Genomic DNA, 18040 nt, shown 5'->3' with positions numbered 1-18040 from the left:
TCGGCGCCCCGCCGTCAGTGGTGTCCGTCCCCGCCGCTCCGCTGGATCTCCAGGTACTCCTCGGGCGTCGCCTTGGGCACCTGCGCCGACGGTCCGAACATGGCCCGGCCCAGGCGTGCCCGGACCCGCTCGCCCCGGGTGACCTTGCGCGCCACGCCGTGCTCGTCGACCACGGGGCCGATCTCGTACGGCTTGGGCTGCTCGTGCGCGGTCAGTTTGTACAACTCGCCCTGCGAGAGCGGTTCGTGGACCTCCACGTACTCACCGTGCGGCAGGCGTTTGATCGTGCCGCTCTCGCGGCCGTGCAGCACCTTCTCGCGGTCGCGGTGCTGCAACCCCATGCACCATCGGTGCGTGATGAAGAAGGCGAGCACCGGCCCGACGAAGCAGGCGATCCGCACGAACCACGTGATCGCGTTGATGGAGAGATGGAAGTGCGTCGCCCAGATGTCGTTGCCGCCGCCGACCATCAGCACGGCGAACAGCGTCAGCCACGCCACGCCGAGCCCGGTGCGCACCGGGGCGTTGCGCGGCCGGTCCGCGATGTGGTGCTCGCGTTTGTCCCCGGTGACCCAGGCCTCGATGAAGGGATAGACCGCGATCGCCGCCAGGATCAGCGGGAAGAGCGAGAACGGGATGAAGACGCCCAGTTCGAGCGTGTGCCCCCAGGCGTTGATCTCCCAGCTGGGCATCACCCGGATCAGGCCTTCGGAGAAGCCCAGATACCAGTCGGGTTGAGCGCCGGTGGAGACCAGATCGGGGCGGTACGGTCCGATCACCCACACGGGGTTGATGGTGGCGATCGCGCCCATCAGCGCCAGGACGCCGAAGACGAGGAAGAAGAAGCCGCCCGCCTTGGCGATGTAGATGGGCAGGAAGGGCGCCCCCACCACGTTCTTCTCGGTCTTTCCGGGCCCGGCGAACTGGGTGTGCTTGTGGTAGAAGACCAGGATCAGGTGGGCGACGACGAGCCCCAGCATGATCCCCGGCAACAGCAGCACATGCACGCTGAAGAGCCGCGGAATGATCGCGTCCCCCGGGAACTCCCCGCCGAAGAGGAAGAAGGAGAGATACGTCCCCACGACCGGGACGGACAGGATCGCACCCTGCGCGAAGCGGATACCGGTGCCCGAGAGCAGGTCGTCCGGGAGGGAGTAGCCGGTGAGGCCGGTGATGATCCCGAGGAACAACAGCGTCCAGCCGAACAGCCAGTTGACCTCACGCGGCTTGCGGAAGGCGCCGGTGAAGAACACCCGCATCATGTGCACGAGCATGGCGGCGACGAAGACCAGCGCGGCCCAGTGGTGGATCTGCCGGATCAGCAGACCGCCGCGCACCTCCATGCTGATGTCGACCGTGGACTCGAACGCCCGGGTCATCTGGATGCCCTTGAGCGGGGTGTAGACGCCGTCGTAGACGACCTCGGAGCCGCTCGGCTCGAAGAAGAGCGTCAGCCAGACCCCGGTGAGGATCAGGATCAGGAAGCTGTAGAGGCATATCTCCCCGAACATGAAGGACCAGTGGTCGGGAAAGATCTTCCGCATCTGGCTCTTGGCCAGGGTGTTGATGCCGAGGCGGCCGTCCGCCCAGTCGGCGACCCGCTCCCCCTTGCCGGCCGGGGCCGACCGTTTGCTGTCCCGGGTGTGCTCGACGCTTCCACTCATTCGTCTCCCCCTCAGGCGGCTACCAGGTTAGATCAAGGGTTTCCCGGAGCCAACAGGCCCTGCCCGGCGGGTAGTTGACGATCAACGGACGCGCTGGTCGGGGGCGGTGGCGGCGGCGACATCCGAGGGCCGAGAAGTCGATTGCCCGGCCGTGGTCCCGTATGAGACATTCGCACTGCATCACGCCCATCCTCGGACTCACCTCCGCGGTCTCACCTCCGCGGACTCGTCTCCGCGGGCCCATCTCTTCGGGTCCGTCTCCTCAAGGAGCACTCATGACGCTCGGCACGGTGCCCGGCCTGGTGCTCGGCGACGCCTCCCGCACTTCGACGCGGGAGCCGCACCACCTGCCCTGAGCCCCTCGCTCCCGCTCCTCGTCGAAGTGCTCTTCGTGCCCCGCACGTTCACTCTCTGAGGAGTATCTGTGTCCGAGATCCACTGGATCCGCTGGATCGACGGCGACGCCGAGCACACCGCACGCTGGCACTCCGAGACCGGAATGCCGGCGCCCCGCCGTGTCGTCGTCGCCGACGACCGCATGAACGCGTCCACCGCCCACCGCCTGGCCTGCGAAGGCACCGCCCTGCTGTGGCGGGGCGACTACCACCAGGCGCGCCAGCTGCTCCGGGCGATGGGCCGGCGCGTCGACCGCAAGACCCCGACGGCGGCTCCGTCGGCGGTCCCGTCACCGACCGCGGCCTTCCATCTCCAGCGCCGCGCGAGCGGCCACCGGGCCCGCGTACTCGGCAGGCTCCTGGTGCCGCTGGACACGGACCACACGCTCGCCCTGCGCAGGGCGCCGGACGTCCGGGCGGCCTGCGCGGAGGCGTACGGTCCGCCCCTGCCGACCCCGTCGGTGGTCTCGCTGCGGGAGCTGCTCGGTGTGCTCGGCGCATACCAGTGGCGCGCCAAAGGCGTGGACGTCCCCGCGCTCGGCGCCCGGATCCACCCGCACTACGGGGTGTTCTCGCCGGTCAGGGGCGAGTACGTCGACCTGGTGGCGCAGGCGCCGCTGCCCGGCCCCGCCGCGCACGGCGGGCCCGCCTACGACCTCGGCACCGGCACCGGCGTCCTCGCCGCGGTCCTTGCCCGCCGGGGCATCCGCCACGTCGTGGCCACCGACAACAACCCCCGCGCGGTGGCCTGCGCCCGCGCCAACGTCAGCCGCCTCGGCCTCACCGGCCAGGTGGAGATCGCCACCGGCGGCGACCTCTTCCCGCCGGGCCGCGCCGCCCTGGTCGTATGCAACCCGCCCTGGCTGCCCGCGAAGCCCAACTCGGCCCTTGAGCAGGGCGTCTACGACCCCAAGGGCGCCATGCTGCACGCCTTCCTGACGGGCCTGGCCGAACATCTGCTGCCCGGCGGCGAAGGCTGGCTGATCATGTCGGACCTGGCCGAGCACCTGGGCCTGCGCGCCCCGGGCGAACTCGGCGGCGCCATCACGGCGGCGGGCCTGCACGTCGCCGCCCGCATCGACACCCGGCCGCACCACCCCCGGGCAGCCGACCCCGCGGACCCCCTGCACGCGGCCCGCGCCGCCGAGGTCACGTCGCTGTGGCGGCTGACGGCCGGGCCACCGGAGGGCTCCCCTGCCGCTCCACCTCCCGGACCAGTTCGATCGCCCGCCCCAGGGTCGTGAGCCGCGCGTCCAGGCTCTCGCCCGCCGGATAGAAGCGGACCGTGTCCACGCCCGCGTCCCGCCACACCCTCAGCCGCTCGCGGACCATGTCCTCGGTGCCGATGAGGGTGGTGGCGAGGACCATGTCGTCGGTGATCAGGTCCGCCGCGCCGTCGCGGTCGCCGCCCTGCCAGCGGGTGCGGACCTCAGCCGCGATGTCGGCCCAGCCCTGCCTGCTGTAGGCGTTGTTGTAGTAGTTGGTGGTGGCCGAGCCCATGCCGCCCAGGCTGAAGGCGAGCTCCTTCTTGCGGCTCGCGACCATCGTGCGCAGCGCGTCCTCGTCCTCGGCGAAGGCCACTTCGGCGCCCTGACAGATGTTCAGGTCGCCGCGAGTGCGGCCGGAGGCGGCGAGGCCCGCGTCGAGGTGGTCGAAGTAGGCCTCCTTCGCACCCTCCGGGACGAAGCTGGTGCCCAGCCAGCCGTCGGCGATCTCGCCGGTCAGGCGCAGCATCTTGGGCGAGAGCGTGGCCAGGTAGATGGGCAGTTCGTGCTCGGCGCGCATCGACAGGCGCATGGGCCTGGCCTCGCCCCCGGGCAGCGGCACGGTGAACTCCCGTCCCGCGTACGAGATCTTCTCCCCCGTGGCGGCCTGGCGGACGATCTCCACGGTCTCCCGCATCCGGGTGAGCGGCCGCGCGAACGGCACGCCGTGCAGGCCCTCGATCACCTGCGGCCCCGACGGTCCAAGGCCGAGGATGAAGCGGCCCTCGGAGATGTTCGAGAGGGTGATCGCCGCGCGGGCGATGGCCGCCGGGGTCCGGGTCGCGAGCTGGATGATGCCGGAGCCGAGCAGCATGCGCTCCGTGCGCGCGGCCAAGTAGCCCAGCGGGGACGGCGCTTCGGAGCCCCAGGCCTCGGCGACCCAGCAGATGTCCATGCCCAGTTTCTCGGCCTCGGTGACGAAGTCGACGGTCTCCCGCCAGTTCGCCCCGGACGCCTCGATGGTCGTCGACGTACGCATCACGCCTTCGCCTCCCCGGCCGACCCGGAAGCGGCGCCCTCGGCCAGCTTCTTGATCGCGTCCAGCGTGGCGGTCATGTTCTGCTCGAACTCCCGCATCCGTACGTACACGATCTTCTGCTCCTTCTCCGGCATCCGGTCGATCGCGTACGACAGGCCCGAGCGACCCGGCCCCATCCGCACCCACTGGGTCAGCTCGGTGCCGCCGTCGTCCGCCGCCCCGAGGCTGAACCGCCAGAGGGCGCTGGGGCGTTCGGGGTCCTCGACGGCCCAGGCGAACACGCGCGGGGCCTCGCACTCCACGACGTACGACGTGGTCTCCCACGCACCGAACGACGCGTGCTCGCTGCGGCCGACGAACCGGGCGCCGGGCACGGGCCAGGTCGCCCCGTCCAGCCACTCGACCGACCGCAGCTCCGCGCTGAGCGTGGGCATCAGGCCGATGTCGGAGACGAACTCCCACACGCGTTCCGGTGACGCGGCGATCCGTGTCCGCACCTCGGCCGTCGGCCCGTCCGCGTAACGCGCGCCTGTCCACTCCATCGTGGGTCGCCTCTCTGTAGTCAACTAGTCAACTCTGTAGCCGCTGACCACGAGAGTTGCGTAGATAGACTCACTCGTCAAGGGTGAGGTCCCCGACGGTGAGGCAGGGGTTCAGCGGTTGAAGCGGTCCCGGATGTCCGGCCGTTCGGCGAGCCGCGCCGGGTAGCCGGGGCCCAGGCGCGGATGCGTGTCCGCGGCCGACATCGGCTCCTTGCAGTGGCCGCAGACCACCTCGGCCTCGGCCTCGTGCCCGCAGCGGTCGTGCTCGAAGACGACCGGCGCGCCCTCGTCGCCGCTCAGCCAGCGGTTGCCCCAGCTGTTCATCACGGCGAGCACGCCGAAGAAGTCGCGGCCCTTCTCGGTGAGCACGTAGTCGTAGCGGACCGGCTCGCTCTGGTAGGCGCGCTTCTCCATCAGGCCCTCGTCGACCAGGCGGCGCAGCCGGTCGGTCAGGGTGTTGCGCGCGATGCCCAGCTCCTGCTGGAAGACGTCGAACCGCTTGATCCCGTAGAAGGCCTCGCGCAGCACGAGCGGGGTCCACCAGTCGCCCAGCAGGTCCATGGTGCGGGCGATGGAGCAGGGCCAGTCGGCAAAGGAGGTCCGCCTCATGCCGCAAGGATACGAGAAGGGACCAGCGGTCCCGGTGGGTCTCGGGACTGGACTCAGCAGCCCGTGGCGGGTGCGGGAGCGATCACGTGACGTTCGACGCAAACGCGGCGGCGGCGTTGTGGAGCGGCGCAGAGGGCTGATCAAGTGGCAGCAGCTGCTCTGCCCGCCCACTCGAACCAGCCGCTGTGCCCCACCACTCCGATCCACCGTTGTGCTCCACCCGCCCCGATCCACCGTTGTGCTCCACCACTCCGATCCGCTGTCGTGCTCCACCGCCCCGAATCAGCCGCTGTGCCCGACCACCCCAAATCGGCCGCTGTGTCCCACCACCCGACTCGCGATCACGTCGCACCCGCCATGCCGGAGGCCCCGTTGCTCTTCACTTCCGTGGACGATGTCGCCACGCGGCTCGCCGAGACGGGCTATCTGGCCTCGCCGGCCGTCGCCACCACCGTCTTCCTGGCCGACCGCCTGGGCAAACCGCTGCTCGTGGAGGGTCCGGCGGGGGTCGGCAAGACCGAGCTGGCCAAGGCCGTCGCCGAGGTCGCGGACGCACGCCTGGTCCGCCTCCAGTGCTACGAGGGCGTGGACGAGTCCCGCGCGCTCTACGAGTGGAACCACGCCAAGCAGCTCCTGCGCATCACCGCGGGCCGCGACGAGTCGTGGGACGAGACGCGCACGGACATCTTCAGCGAGGAGTTCCTGCTGCCGCGCCCGCTGCTCACCGCCATCCGCGGCGACGAGCCGAAGGTCCTCCTGATCGACGAGACCGACAAGGCGGACGTCGAGGTGGAGGGGCTGCTCCTGGAGGTCCTGAGCGACTTCCAGGTCACGGTCCCCGAGCTGGGCACCATCACCGCCACGCGCCGCCCCTTCACCGTCCTCACCTCGAACGCGAGCCGCGAGCTCTCCGAGGCGCTGCGCCGGCGCTGCCTCTTCCTCCACATCGGCTTCCCCGACGAGGAGTTGGAGCGCCGCATCGTGCGCCTGAAGGTGCCCGGACTCGACGAGGCGCTCGCGCAGTCCGTCGTCCGCGTGGTCGGCGCGCTGCGCGCGATGGACCTGCGCAAGGTGCCGTCGGTCGCGGAGACCATCGACTGGGCCCGTACGCTGCTCGCCCTCGGCGCCGGCACCCTCGACGAAGACGTGGTACGCGACACGCTCGGCGTCGTGCTCAAGCACCAGGACGACGTGCTGAAGGCGGCGGCCAAGCTGGACCTGGACGCGGTGTGACGGCGGCGGCGACCGGGGTCCCCGAGCGTCTCACCGCACTCGTGCAGGCGCTGCGCTCGCACGGCATCCGGATCGGTACGGGCGAGACGGTGGACGCCGGGCGGGCCATCGAGGCGCTCGGCCTCACCGACCGGGAGCGGGTGCGGGAGGGGCTGGCGGCGGCGCTGCTGCACAGCGAGGGGCAGCGGCCGGTGTTCGACCCGGTCTTCGACCTGTACTTTCCGCGCGGGATCGGGGCGCCGGACACCAAGGACACCTCCGGCACGGGGCGGGGCTTCGACAGGGACGACCTACGGGACCGCCTGGCAGCGGCACTGGCCGCCAACGATCAAGCGCTGCTGGCCCAGTTGGCGGCTGAGGCGGTGGACGGCATGGGCGGATACGGGACGCGGCCGGGCTCCGGAGGCACAGGCGGGTCGGGCGGCACAGGCGGGTCGGGCGGCGCAGGCGGGTCGGACGGATGGTCGTCGCACCAGACGCTGTCCCGGCTCCGTCCGGAGACCCTGCTGGCCCGCATCCTGGCCGGTATCCGCCAGGGAACGGCCGAAGACGACTTCACCGACCGCCTCACGGCCGACGAGATCCGCCGCCGCATCGAGAGCTTCCGCGGCCAGGTGCGCACCGAAGCGCGCCGCCGGATCGCCGAGCGGCGCGGCGCGGACGAGATCGCGCGACGGGCCATCGCCCCGACCGCCGACCGGGTGGACTTCCTCATCGCGGGCCGCGCGCAGCTCGACGAACTCCGCAGGACGGTCCAGCCCCTTGCCCGCAAACTGGCGACGCGCCTGGCCGCGCGCCGCCGCCGGGCCGCCCGCGGCCACATCGATCTGCGCAGGACCCTGCGCGGCTCCCTCTCGACGGGCGGTATCCCGATGCGCCCGGTCCTGCGGCGGCGCCGCCCCGCACGCCCCGAACTGGTCCTCCTGTGCGACGTGTCGGGCTCGGTGGCGGGCTTCGCCAACTTCACGATGCTGCTGGTCCAGGCGCTGCACGACCAGTTCAGCAAGGTGCGGGTCTTCGCCTTCGTCAACCGTGTCGACGAGGTGACCGACCTCATCGCGCGCGGCACGTCCGACCCCGAGGGCCTGGGCAGCCGGATCATCTCCGGGGCGGCGGTCACCGGCTACCACGGCAGCAGCGACTACGGCTCCTCCCTGGGCGAGTTCACCGAGCGCTACGCCGATGCGGTCACCTCGCGCTCCACGGTCTTCGTGCTCGGCGACGCCCGCACGAACATGAGCGACCCGAACGTCCCCGCCCTGCGCACCCTCGCGTCGCGCGCCCGCAAGGTGTACTGGCTCAACCCGGAGCGCCGGGCCCAGTGGCAGACGGGCGACTCGGCGGCGGGGACGTACGCCGAGCTGGTGGAGATGTACGAGTGCCGCAACGCGCGGCAGCTCAGCGCCCTGATCGCCCGGCTGCTGCCGGTCTGATCCGCCGACGTCCGCCGACGTCCGCCGGCGGCCCCGGGACCCATGAGGGCCCCGGCGGTTCGAAGAAATCAACGCCTTGGCATCCCCTGCGGCCGTGCCCGAGGGCGGCGCTCCGGGACCCGGGCCGCACCGCCTTAAGCTGTCCCGGCAGCGGTGGGCGGAACGGCGAGGAGACGACGTGGCAGGCGGCGTGGACCAGGTCAAGGAGGAGATCCGGGAGCGGATCAGTGACGTCAGGGGTGAGCTCGTCGGGCTCAGTCGGCGCATTCACGCCCATCCGGAGATCGCCTTCGAGGAGCGGCAGGCCGCCGGGTGGTGTGCGGACGTGCTGCGTGCGCACGGCTTCGCGGTGACCGCGCCCGCGTACGGGCTCGACACCGCCTTCGAGGCGGTCCTGGGGTCGGGGCCCGTGACCGTCGCGTTCACCTGTGAGTACGACGCGTTGCCCGGCATGGGGCATGCCTGTGGGCACAATCTGATCGCGGCGGCCGGAGTGGGGGCCGCTCTCGGGCTCGCTCCCTTCGTCGAGCAACTGGGGCTCACCGTGCGGGTGTTGGGTACGCCTGCCGAGGAGAGTGGTGCCGGGAAGGCGTTGCTGCTCGACGCCGGGGCTTTCAAGGGCGTCGACGCGGCGATGATGATCCACCCGTGTCCGTTCGAGGTCGCCGACTTCCACTCGTACGCGATGGGGGCGCTCTCCGTTCAGTACACCGGCAAGTCCGCGCACGCCGCGCTCAACCCGCAGGACGGGCGGAACGCGGCCGACGCGCTGACCGTGGCGCAGGTGGCCCTGGGGCTGCTGCGCCAGCAGCTGCCCGGGGAGTGGAAGGTGCACGGCATCACCACCGAGGCCGGGACCGCGCTCAACGCGATTCCCGAGCGGGCCAGCGCGGCCTACGCGCTGCGGACGCCGTCGGTGGAGGAGCTGCGCGAGCTACGGGAGCGGGTGGCCGACTGTTTCCGGGCGGGGGCGCTCGCGGCCGGGTGCGCGGTGGAGCTGGAGCAGCCCGCGCCCGACTATCTCGACTTCCGGTCCGACGCCGGTCTCGTCGCGCTGTGGGAGGCGAACGCGCGCGCCCTCGGGCGGCCCGAGCCGCAGCGGCGCGGGCCCTTCGCGTCCACGGACATGGGCAACGTCTCGCACGTCGTGCCCTCGATCCACCCCGTGCTCGACATCAGCGGGGGCGGCTGCGGCCCGCACCAGCCGGAGTTCGCCGCGGCGGCCGCCACGCCGGTCGCCGAACAGGCCATGGTCGACGGGGCCGTTGGGCTCGCGTGGACGGCCGCGGACTTCGCCGTCAGCCGCTCGGAGATTTCGTAGGCGCCTTCGCCTTGGCCTTCGCCTTTATCGTCGGTACGACCACCGGGGAGCCGTCGCCCGGTGCCTGAAGGATGTCCGCGTCGATCCCGTACAGCTCCTTGACCAGCTCGGCGGTCACCACATCGCGGGCCGGGCCGTTCGCGACGATCTTTCCGGCGTTCATGGCGATGACGGTGTCGGCGTAGCGCGCGGCGCTCGCCAGGTCGTGCAGGACCATGACGACCGTGCGGCCCGCCGCGGCCACCTCCCTCACCAGGGACAGGACTTCGACCGCGTGCCCGAGGTCGAGCGCGCTCGTCGGCTCGTCCAGGAGAACGATCGGTGTCTGTTGCGCGAGGACCATCGCCAGCCAGCAGCGCTGGCGCTGGCCGCCGGAGAGGTGGTCGAGGCGGCGCGCGGCGAGGTCCGTGGTGCCGGTGGCTTCGAGGGCCTCGCGCACGGCGGCCTCGTCCTCGCGCGACCACTGGCGGAACAGGCCCTGGTGGGGGTGGCGGCCGTAGCGGACGAGTCCGGCGACGGTGACCGCCTCGGGGGCCTGCGGGGACTGGGCGAGCAGTGCGATGCGGTGCGCCGCGCGGCGCTGGGTGAGCCGCCACACGTCCTCGTCCCCGGCGTGCACCGTGCCCGAACTCGGCTTGTGGAGGCGGGAGATGGAGCGAAGGAGCGTCGACTTTCCGCAGCCGTTGGGGCCGACGATGGCGGCGACCTGTCCGCTGGGGATGGTCAGGTCGACGCCGTCCACGGCGGCCGTGTGGCCGGGGTAGCCGGAGGTGAGCGCCTCGACGGTCAGTTGCACGGGGTCAGGCCTTTCCGGTCTGCTCGGAGTTCTTGCCGAAGAGGACCCACAGGAGGAAGGGTCCGCCGAGGACGCTGGTGATGACGCCCACCGGGATCTCCACGGGGGCGACGACGCGGCCGAGCGCGTCGGCGGCGCCCACCAGGGCCGCGCCGACCAGGGCCGAGCCGATGATCGGGACGCGGGTCGGGCCGCTGAGCCGGGTGGCGACGACGGGGGCGGCGAGCGCGACGAACGCGATCGGTCCGCCGATGCCGACGGCCACGCCGGACAGGGCGACGGCGAGGGCGAGGGTCACGGCGCGCACGCGGCGGACGTTGACGCCGAGGGTGGACGCCATGTCGTCGTCGAAGCGCAGGAGTTGGAGGCGGCTTCCGGCGACGAGGGAGAGCGGGACGAGGACGAGCAGGAGCAGCGACAGGGGCGTGCCGACGCTCCAGTCCCGGCCGCTGAGCGAGCCGACGGTCCAGAGGAAGACGCCGCCCGCGGTGTTGTCGTTCTCGCGGGACATGACGAGGTCGGTGACGGCGCCGATGACGGTGGAGACGCCGATGCCGACGACGAGGATGCGGTATCCGCCGCTGCCCGCGCCGCCCGCGCAGGCGACGACGACCATGGCCGCGGCGGCGGCGCCGAGCGGCCCGAGCCACCAGTCGCCGATCATGCCGGTGGACGAGCCGACGACGGAGGCGACGACGGCCGCGGTGGCGCCTTCGTTGACGCCGATGATGTCGGGGGTGGCGAGCCGGTTGCCAGCGAGGGTCTGGGTCAGGCACCCGGCGATGCCGAGCGCGGCGCCGACCATGAGCCCGACGGCGATCCGCGGCAGCCGGAAGTCCTGCACCAGCATCACGGTGGCGGAGTCGCCGGTTCCGAGCAGCCCGGAGAGGCTGTCGGAGAAGCTCATTCCGGTGGAGCTGGCGAAGGTGGCGAGCGAGACGACCACGCCGATCACCAGCGTGAGTCCGACGGCGGCGAGGGCGCTGCGGTAGGGGAAGAGCCAGGAGAAGGTGCCGACGCGTACGGCGGTGGAGTCGGGCGGGGTGATGTCGGCCGGGACCGCTTCCGAAGCCTGCGAAGCCCGCGGGGTCTCCGGAACAGCCTCCGGTGTCTCATGGGTACTCACGCCGCAACCCCCGCCGTCGACATCCGCTGCGACCGTGCGATCCAGATCAGCAACGGGCCGCCGATGAAGGCGAGAAGCACGCTCACCGGGGTCTCCCAGGGGCGGATCACGACCCGGGCGAGCAGGTCGGCGGCGATCATCACGTTCGCCGCGACCAGTGCGGAGAGCACCAACTGGCCCGCCATCCGGGGGCCGGTGACGGCGCGCGCGGCGTAGGGGGCGAGGAGACCGAGGAAGGCGATGGGTCCGGCGAGTGCGACCGCCGAGCCCGCGAGGAGCGTCACCGCCGCCGCCACGATCAGGCGGATGCGCCCCGGGTGGTGGCCCAGCGAGCGTGCGCTGTCGTCGCCGAGCGCGAGGGCGGAGAGCGGGCGTACGCAGCAGAAGGCGATGAGGAGTCCGACCGCGATCAGCGGGATCAAGGGGTAGGTCTCGGAGGTCTTGATCCCGGCCAGCGAGCCGATGGTCCAGTAGCGGTAGGTGTCGAAGGTGGCCTGCTCGCCGAGGAGGACGTACGACGTCATGCCGTGGAAGGTGGCGCCCAGCGCCGATCCGGCGAGCACCAGCCGCAGCGGCGAGCCCGCGGCCCGGCCGGACGCGGCGAGCAGGAGCACCACCGCGCTCGCGGCCATGCCGCCGACCAGGGCCCAGACCAACACGCCGTACGCGGAGGTCACTTCGAAGTAGGTGAGGCCGATCACGACACCCAGCGCCGCGCCCGAGTTGACCCCCAGGAGGCCCGTCTCGGCGAGCGGGTTGCGCGTGACGGCCTGCAGGAGGCAGCCCGCCGCGCCGAGGGCGACACCGACCAGGACGCCGGCGAGCGTACGCGGAAGGCGTACGTCCATCACGGCGAGGCGGATCTGGGCGTCGGCCCGCGCCGACGGATCCCCGGTGACGAAGTCCCAGGCGCGGCCCATCGGCGTCGATCCCGACCCGACCAGGAGCGAAAGGAGGCCGAGCAGCAGGAGCAGGACGACGAGGGCGGCGGCCGCCCACAGTGTGGGGCGATGCATCTTCGCCAAGTCCGGTATCGGAGGTCTGGATCCGGACGTTGGGACCGGCCCCCCTTGCGCAACCAACATGAAGTTAGCCTAACCTAACCTTGACCTGGAGCCCCGAGTCGGGGTGGCGGCGAACTCCCTGTTCCTTCAGGGGCAATTCGTCATGCCCCGACACGGCCAGGGATGACCCTTATGTCCGGACTGACCGCCGGACTACAGAATCATGGAGATCACGGACATGCCCTCGAACCACTCCCCGCGCACCCGGCTGACCGCGGTTGCGGCCCTCACTCTGGCCTCCGCGCTCGCTCTTTCCGCCTGTGGTTCGGACTCGTCCGACGACTCCGGCTCCGGCTCCGGCGACAAGGCCAAGAACGCCGCGAAGAACGTCACCGTCACCGACGCCTCCGGTGCGGAGGTAAAGGTTCCGGCCAATCCCGAGAAGGTCGTCGCGCTGAGCGAGATGGACCTCGACTCCGCCCTCGCCCTGAAGGTCAAGCCCGTCGGCCTCTCCGCGGGCCGCGGCCAGAAGGGTGCCCCCGAGTACCTGGCCGACCAGGCCAAGGACATCCCGGTCGTGGGCGCCGTCACCGGCCCCGACATCGAGAAGGTCCTGCAGGCCAAGCCGGACGTCATCCTCGCCGGTCAGCTCGCCGACCAGCAGGTGCTCAAGCAGCTCAAGGCGATAGCCCCGACGGTCGTCACGATCGACAGAACCAAGGACTGGAAGAAGTCCCTGGAGATCACCGGCGAGGTGCTCGGCAAGTCCAACGAGGCCGACGCGTTCCTCAAGGACTACGACGCCAAGGCCGCCGCCGTGAAGAAGAACCTCGGCGACAACGCGGGCGCGAGCGTCTCCGTGGCGCGCTACTCCGCCAAGGGCACCGCCGTGATGCAGCAGGGCGTGTTCATCTCCGACGTCCTGAAGGACCTCGGCTTCAAGCGCCCCGGCATCCAGAACAAGAAGGGCGAGGGCCACTCGACGCCGCTCAGCGACGAGGACCTCAAGCAGATCGACGCCGACTGGCTGTTCATCGGCACGCTCGCCTCCGCGGGACCGGACGCCGACCTCTTCAAGGAGCTGAAGGGCAAGGCCGCGTACAAGCAGCTCGACGCGGTCAAGAAGGACCACACCACCGAGATCGACGGCTCGAAGTGGACCAGCCTGGGCGGCGCGCAGGCCGCCGTGTCGGTCCTGGAGGACGTCGAGAAGGCGATGGGCAAGTGACTTCCGGCATAACCGACCCTGAGCTCGCGGGCCGGGTGGCTCTGGTCACCGGCGCGGGCCGGGGCATCGGACAGGCCGTGGCCCGCGCGCTCGCCGAGCGCGGCGCGCGGGTCGTGGCCGCCGACCGGTCGCCCGACGTCAAGAAGCAGGACGTCGAGGCGCGGCCCGAGGGCGGCGGCCGCATCACCGGCATGGTCCTCGACGTGACCGACGCGGCCGCCGTGGACGCGGCGTTCGAGGAAATCGAGCGCACCACGGGGCCGTTGGACATCCTCGTCAACGTGGCGGGCATCCTGCGGCCCGCCCCGGTCGTCGAACTCACCGACACCGACTGGGCGGAGACCTTCGCCGTCAACACGAACGGCGTCTTCCACACCTCGCGCGCCGCGGCCCGCCGCATGACCGCACGGGGCAAGGGGTCCATCGTCACGGTCGGCTCGAACGCCGCCGGAGTGCCCCGCACGCAGATGGCCGCGTACGCGGCGTCCAAGGCCGCGGCCACGATGTTCACCAAATGCCTCGGCCTGGAGGTCGCCCGCGACGGCGTGCGCTGCAACGTCGTGTCGCCGGGCTCCACGCACACCGACATGCAGCGGCAGTTGTGGACGGGCGATCACGAGCGGGCCGAGGCCCGGGTCATCGACGGTGACCCGGCCTCCTACCGGGTCGGCATTCCGCTCGGCCGGATCGCCGACCCCTCCGACATCGCCGACGCGGTCGCCTTCCTGGTCTCGGACCGGGCCAGGCACATCACCCTGCACGACCTGTACGTGGACGGCGGCGCCACCCTGCGCGCCTGAAAGCCGCGCCGCCCTCCCCTACTTGACGAGGAGTCATCCGTGACACCCCCCCATGACGTGGTCGCTCCCGCCGCCCCCACCACCCCCGGGGCCGTCGGCGCGGCAACCGCTCTGCTCGACGCCTACCGACCCGGCGACACCCGGTTCTTCGCGTCGCCCACCCGCACCCTCCTCGCCCACGGCACGGCCGCCGAAGTTCCGCACGACGAACGGCCGTTGACGGAGCGGGTCGCCGCCACCCTCGACGCGCAGCGACGCGCGGGCAACCAGGCCCCGATCGTGGTCGGCTCCATCCCCTTCGACCCCGCCGCGCGCGCCGTGCTCGCCGTGCCCGAAGCGACCCGCTGGGCGCCCGCGCTGCGCACCGACCCGCTGGTCGCGCTGCCCACCCAGCCGCCCGCCACAGCCGGCGGCTGGCAGGTGCGCGAGGTTCCCTCCGGAGCGGAGTACGCGGCTTCGGTCGAGGCCGCCGTGGCGCGCATGCAGCGCGGTGAGTTCGACAAGGTCGTCCTGGCCCGCACCCTGGAGCTGTCCACGGACAGCCCGCTCGACCTGCCCGCGATGCTCCAGCGCCTGGCCCGGCGCGACCCGCGCGGCTACTCCTTCGCCGTGCCCACGGGCGCGGGACGCACCCTCCTGGGAGCCAGCCCGGAGCTGCTCGTCTCCCGGCACGGCAACCGCCTGACCGCCAACCCCCTGGCCGGTTCGACGCCCCGCTCGGCGGACCTCGCCGAGGACGTGCGCCGGGCCGCCGCGCTGCTGGAATCGGCGAAGGACCTGCACGAGCACGCCGTCGTCGTGGACGCCGTGCACAAGGCCCTCGCCCCGTTCTGCACCGACCTGGAGGTGCCGGAGCGGCCCACGCTGGTGCGCACCGCCACCATGTGGCACCTGTCGACGACCGTGACCGGCGAGCTGGCCGAACCGGCCACCTCCGCCCTGGAGCTGGCGACCGCCCTGCACCCGACTCCGGCTGTCTGCGGTACCCCTACCGGGCACGCCCGTGGCGTCATCGGCGAACTGGAGCCTTTCGACCGAGGCCACTACACCGGCATGGTGGGATGGAGCGACGCGCGCGGCGACGGCGAGTGGGTCGTCACGATCCGCTGCGCCGAGGCCGAGGAGACGGAGAGCGGCGGCGGACAGCTGCGGCTCTTCGCGGGCGCGGGGGTCGTGGCCGACTCCTCGCCGGAGGCCGAACGGGCCGAGACGGGCGCCAAGTTCCGTACGTTCCTGGACGCGGTGGGGGTCGACCGATGACGACGGCAGACAGGCGCACAGACGCACCGCCCATCCCCGAGGTCTTCGCCGAGCGCTACCGCGCCGCCGGGTACTGGCGCGGCGAGACGTTCGGCGGCATGCTCCGCGAGCGTGCCGACGCGCACCCCGCGCGGGTCGCGATCACCGACGGGGACCGGAACTGGACGTACGGCGAACTCGACGTGCGCGCCGACCAGCTGGCCGCGGGCTTCGCCGCCCGCGGCATCGCCAAGGGCGACCGGGTCGTCGTCCAGCTGCCGAACGTCGCCGAGTTCTTCGAGGTGATCTTCGCGCTCTTCCGGATCGGCGCCCTGCCGGTCTTCGCGCTGCCCGCGCACCGCGAGACGGAGATCCACTACTTCTGCGAGTTCACCGAGGCCGTCGCCTACGTCATCCCGGACCGGGCAGGCGGCTTCGACCACCGTGACCTCGCCTCGAAGATCCGCGCCGAAGTGCCCACCCTGCGCGAGGTGTTCGTGGTGGGCGAGCCGGGCGAGCACACGGCACTGTCCGACGTGCCGCGCGAGCCGGCGCCGGTCGACGGACCCGAACCGTCCGACCTCGCGTTCCTCCAGCTGTCGGGCGGCAGCACCGGCGTGCCCAAGCTGATTCCCCGCACCCACGACGACTACATGTACTCGCTGTGGGGCTCGAACGAACTCTGCGGCGTGACCGAGGACTCCGTCTACCTGGTGGCGCTGCCCGCCGCGCACAACTTCCCGCTGTCGTCTCCCGGTTCGCTGGGGCTGCTCTACGCGGGCGGCCGTGTCGTGCTGTGCCCGCAGCCCGACCCGGACACCGCGTTCCCGCTCATCGAACGGGAGCGGGTGACGATCACCGGTCTCGTCCCGCCGCTCGCCCTGGTGTGGACGGACGCGGGACGCACCACGCCGTACGACATCTCCAGCCTGGAGGTGCTCCTGGTGGGCGGCGCGAAGTTCAGCGAGTCGGCCGCGCGCCGGGTCGCCCCCGCGCTCGGCTGCACCCTCCAGCAGGTCTTCGGGATGGCCGAGGGTTTGGTCAACTACACGCGTCTGGACGACCCGGCGGAGACCATCGTCACCACGCAGGGCCGCCCGATCTCCCCGGCCGACGAGATCCGCATCGTCGACGACCTCGACCAGGAGGTCCCCGACGGCGAGGCGGGCCACCTGCTGACCCGCGGTCCGTACACCATCCGCGGCTACTGGCGCGCGCCCGAGCACAACGCCCGCTCGTTCACCGCCGACGGCTTCTACCGCACCGGCGACATCGTGCGCCGCACCCCCACCGGGCATCTGGTGGTGGAGGGCCGGGCCAAGGACCAGATCAACCGCGGCGGCGAGAAGATCGCACCGGAGGAGGTCGAGAACATCATCCTCGCCCACCCCCACGTCCACGACGTGTCGGTCGTCGCCGTGCCCGACGAGTATCTGGGCGAGCGGACCCTGGCGTACGTGATCCTGCGCGCGGACGCCGAACCGCTGAAGCCCGTCGCCATCAAGAAGTTCGTACGGGAGCGCGGTCTGGCCGCCTACAAGGTGCCCGACCGGGTCGAGTTCGTGACCGCCTTCCCGCAGACCGGCATCGGCAAGATCAGCAAGAAGGACCAGCGGACGACCGCCGCGGCCCCGGGCGGCTGACCCCCGCCCCCGGCTCCGGCTCCGGCTCCGGCTCCGGCTCCGGCTCCGGCTCCGGCTCCGGGCAGCCGACCACTGCCCGGCAGCACCCGATCCACCCAGCTTTCCTGGATTTCCCGAAAGGCCACCACCATGGCGCTCCCCGCCGTCACGCCGTACCCGATGCCCTCGTCCGAGGAACTGCCCGCCAACCGGGTCTCCTGGACCATCGACCCGCAGCGGGCGGTGCTGCTCGTCCACGACCTGCAGAACCACTTCCTGACCGCCTACACCCCCGACACCTCGCCGACCACCGAACTCCTTGCGAACGTGGGCGAGTTGGCGAAGGCGGCGCGCGCGTCGGGCATCCCCGTGCTGTACTCGGCGCAGCCGGGCGGCCAGTCGCCGGCCGAACGCGGTCTCCAGCAGGACTTCTGGGGCCCCGGGCTGCCCGACGACGAGCACGCCAAGGCCATCGCGGGCCCGGTCGCGCCGGAGCCCGGCGACACCGTGCTCACGAAGTGGAAGTACAGCGCGTACGTCCGCACCGACCTCGAGGAGCGCATGCGCGCGGCGGGCCGGGACCAGATCGTCATCGTCGGCGTGTACGCGCACATCGGCGTCCTGATGACGGCCTGCGACGCGTGGATGCGGGACGTTCAGGCGTTCGTCGTCGCGGACGCGGTGGCCGACTTCTCCCGCGAGGACCACGACATGGCGCTGCGTTACGCGGCCGGACGGTGCGCGGTCGTCACCACCACCGACACGGTTCTGAAGGGGATCTGAC

Annotated in this window: 16 protein-coding genes; 9 read left to right on the top strand and 7 right to left on the bottom strand. The window is 71.8% G+C overall.

Going from position 1 to position 18040, the window contains the following annotated elements:
* Positions 1–14: 14 nt before the first annotated feature.
* A complete protein-coding gene (locus ACIGXX_RS08085; protein WP_351160902.1) occupies positions 15–1664 on the bottom strand; it encodes a cytochrome bc complex cytochrome b subunit in 1650 nt (549 codons plus the stop codon).
* 433 nt (positions 1665–2097) lie between these two features.
* On the opposite strand from ACIGXX_RS08085, the gene ACIGXX_RS08080 reads away from it, so the two are divergent.
* On the top strand, positions 2098–3303 hold the full coding sequence (locus ACIGXX_RS08080) for a methyltransferase (RefSeq protein ID WP_399974367.1): 1206 nt from the start codon (positions 2098–2100) through the stop codon (positions 3301–3303).
* Here ACIGXX_RS08080 and ACIGXX_RS08075 read toward each other — a convergent pair.
* The 3 genes from ACIGXX_RS08075 to ACIGXX_RS08065 form a co-directional block, all read right to left on the bottom strand.
* Complete coding sequence (locus ACIGXX_RS08075; protein WP_366462666.1) at positions 3209–4303, bottom strand: LLM class flavin-dependent oxidoreductase; 1095 nt, start codon at positions 4301–4303, stop codon at positions 3209–3211. The genes ACIGXX_RS08080 and ACIGXX_RS08075 overlap by 95 nt on opposite strands.
* On the bottom strand, positions 4303–4845 hold the full coding sequence (locus tag ACIGXX_RS08070) for an SRPBCC family protein (protein ID WP_351160895.1): 543 nt from the start codon (positions 4843–4845) through the stop codon (positions 4303–4305). The genes ACIGXX_RS08075 and ACIGXX_RS08070 overlap by 1 nt, the downstream gene beginning before the upstream one ends.
* A gap of 111 nt (positions 4846–4956) precedes the next feature.
* A complete protein-coding gene (locus tag ACIGXX_RS08065; RefSeq protein WP_399973744.1) occupies positions 4957–5454 on the bottom strand; it encodes a winged helix-turn-helix transcriptional regulator in 498 nt (165 codons plus the stop codon).
* Between the two features lie 357 nt (positions 5455–5811).
* On the opposite strand from ACIGXX_RS08065, the gene ACIGXX_RS08060 reads away from it, so the two are divergent.
* From ACIGXX_RS08060 to ACIGXX_RS08050, 3 genes are all read left to right on the top strand, one after another.
* Positions 5812–6687, top strand: coding sequence for a MoxR family ATPase (locus ACIGXX_RS08060; RefSeq protein ID WP_351160890.1), 876 nt, complete (start codon positions 5812–5814; stop codon positions 6685–6687).
* Positions 6684–8120 carry a VWA domain-containing protein gene (locus ACIGXX_RS08055; protein ID WP_399973740.1) on the top strand — a complete coding sequence of 479 codons (1437 nt, stop codon included), beginning with the start codon at positions 6684–6686 and terminating at the stop codon, positions 8118–8120. Before ACIGXX_RS08060 ends, ACIGXX_RS08055 begins: the two co-directional genes overlap by 4 nt.
* A gap of 190 nt (positions 8121–8310) precedes the next feature.
* A complete protein-coding gene (locus ACIGXX_RS08050; RefSeq protein ID WP_361462247.1) occupies positions 8311–9441 on the top strand; it encodes a M20 family metallopeptidase in 1131 nt (376 codons plus the stop codon).
* Here the strand turns inward: ACIGXX_RS08050 and ACIGXX_RS08045 are convergent.
* From ACIGXX_RS08045 to ACIGXX_RS08035, 3 genes are read right to left on the bottom strand one after another with little or no spacing between them, the layout of a single operon-like run.
* On the bottom strand, positions 9419–10237 hold the full coding sequence (locus tag ACIGXX_RS08045; RefSeq protein WP_383817874.1) for an ABC transporter ATP-binding protein: 819 nt from the start codon (positions 10235–10237) through the stop codon (positions 9419–9421). The two genes, ACIGXX_RS08050 and ACIGXX_RS08045, sit on opposite strands and share 23 nt — an antisense overlap.
* Positions 10238–10241: 4 nt before the next feature.
* Positions 10242–11363, bottom strand: coding sequence for a FecCD family ABC transporter permease (locus ACIGXX_RS08040; protein WP_399973736.1), 1122 nt, complete (start codon positions 11361–11363; stop codon positions 10242–10244).
* Complete coding sequence (locus tag ACIGXX_RS08035; RefSeq protein ID WP_399974364.1) at positions 11360–12379, bottom strand: FecCD family ABC transporter permease; 1020 nt, start codon at positions 12377–12379, stop codon at positions 11360–11362. Before ACIGXX_RS08035 ends, ACIGXX_RS08040 begins: the two co-directional genes overlap by 4 nt.
* 226 nt (positions 12380–12605) lie before the next feature.
* On the opposite strand from ACIGXX_RS08035, the gene ACIGXX_RS08030 reads away from it, so the two are divergent.
* From ACIGXX_RS08030 to ACIGXX_RS08010, 5 genes are all read left to right on the top strand, one after another.
* The gene (locus ACIGXX_RS08030) at positions 12606–13595 is read left to right on the top strand and encodes an iron-siderophore ABC transporter substrate-binding protein (RefSeq protein WP_361461642.1); all 990 of its coding nucleotides are present in this window, start codon (positions 12606–12608) and stop codon (positions 13593–13595) included.
* Positions 13592–14395: a 2,3-dihydro-2,3-dihydroxybenzoate dehydrogenase gene (locus ACIGXX_RS08025; RefSeq protein ID WP_351160881.1), complete on the top strand. Its 804-nt coding sequence runs from the start codon at positions 13592–13594 to the stop codon at positions 14393–14395. Before ACIGXX_RS08030 ends, ACIGXX_RS08025 begins: the two co-directional genes overlap by 4 nt.
* Positions 14396–14434: 39 nt before the next feature.
* On the top strand, positions 14435–15655 hold the full coding sequence (gene dhbC, locus ACIGXX_RS08020) for an isochorismate synthase DhbC (RefSeq protein ID WP_351160879.1): 1221 nt from the start codon (positions 14435–14437) through the stop codon (positions 15653–15655).
* Positions 15652–17277 (top strand): (2,3-dihydroxybenzoyl)adenylate synthase, encoded by a 1626-nt coding sequence (locus ACIGXX_RS08015; RefSeq protein WP_361461648.1) that lies wholly within the window; start codon positions 15652–15654, stop codon positions 17275–17277. Before dhbC ends, ACIGXX_RS08015 begins: the two co-directional genes overlap by 4 nt.
* A gap of 129 nt (positions 17278–17406) precedes the next feature.
* Positions 17407–18039, top strand: coding sequence for an isochorismatase family protein (locus ACIGXX_RS08010; protein ID WP_351160875.1), 633 nt, complete (start codon positions 17407–17409; stop codon positions 18037–18039).
* The last annotated feature ends 1 nt before the right edge of the window (position 18040 follow it).

It is taken from the genome of Streptomyces sp. NPDC055243, from assembly GCF_044544025.1.
Lineage (GTDB): Bacteria > Actinomycetota > Actinomycetes > Streptomycetales > Streptomycetaceae > Streptomyces.
This window is presented reverse-complemented; position numbering and strand designations above follow the sequence as displayed.

Bases quoted from the DNA above. Each gene is read 5' to 3' on its own strand.
- ACIGXX_RS08085 (WP_351160902.1), bottom strand. From the start codon at position 1,664: ATGAGTGGAAGCGTCGAGCACACCCGGGACAGCAAACGGTCGGCCCCG.
- ACIGXX_RS08075 (WP_366462666.1), bottom strand. From the start codon at position 4,303: ATGCGTACGTCGACGACCATCGAGGCGTCCGGGGCGAACTGGCGGGAG.
- ACIGXX_RS08070 (WP_351160895.1), bottom strand. From the start codon at position 4,845: ATGGAGTGGACAGGCGCGCGTTACGCGGACGGGCCGACGGCCGAGGTG.
- ACIGXX_RS08065 (WP_399973744.1), bottom strand. From the start codon at position 5,454: ATGAGGCGGACCTCCTTTGCCGACTGGCCCTGCTCCATCGCCCGCACC.
- ACIGXX_RS08060 (WP_351160890.1), top strand. From the start codon at position 5,812: ATGCCGGAGGCCCCGTTGCTCTTCACTTCCGTGGACGATGTCGCCACG.
- ACIGXX_RS08035 (WP_399974364.1), bottom strand. From the start codon at position 12,379: ATGCATCGCCCCACACTGTGGGCGGCCGCCGCCCTCGTCGTCCTGCTC.
- ACIGXX_RS08030 (WP_361461642.1), top strand. From the start codon at position 12,606: ATGCCCTCGAACCACTCCCCGCGCACCCGGCTGACCGCGGTTGCGGCC.
- ACIGXX_RS08015 (WP_361461648.1), top strand. From the start codon at position 15,652: ATGACGACGGCAGACAGGCGCACAGACGCACCGCCCATCCCCGAGGTC.
- ACIGXX_RS08010 (WP_351160875.1), top strand. From the start codon at position 17,407: ATGGCGCTCCCCGCCGTCACGCCGTACCCGATGCCCTCGTCCGAGGAA.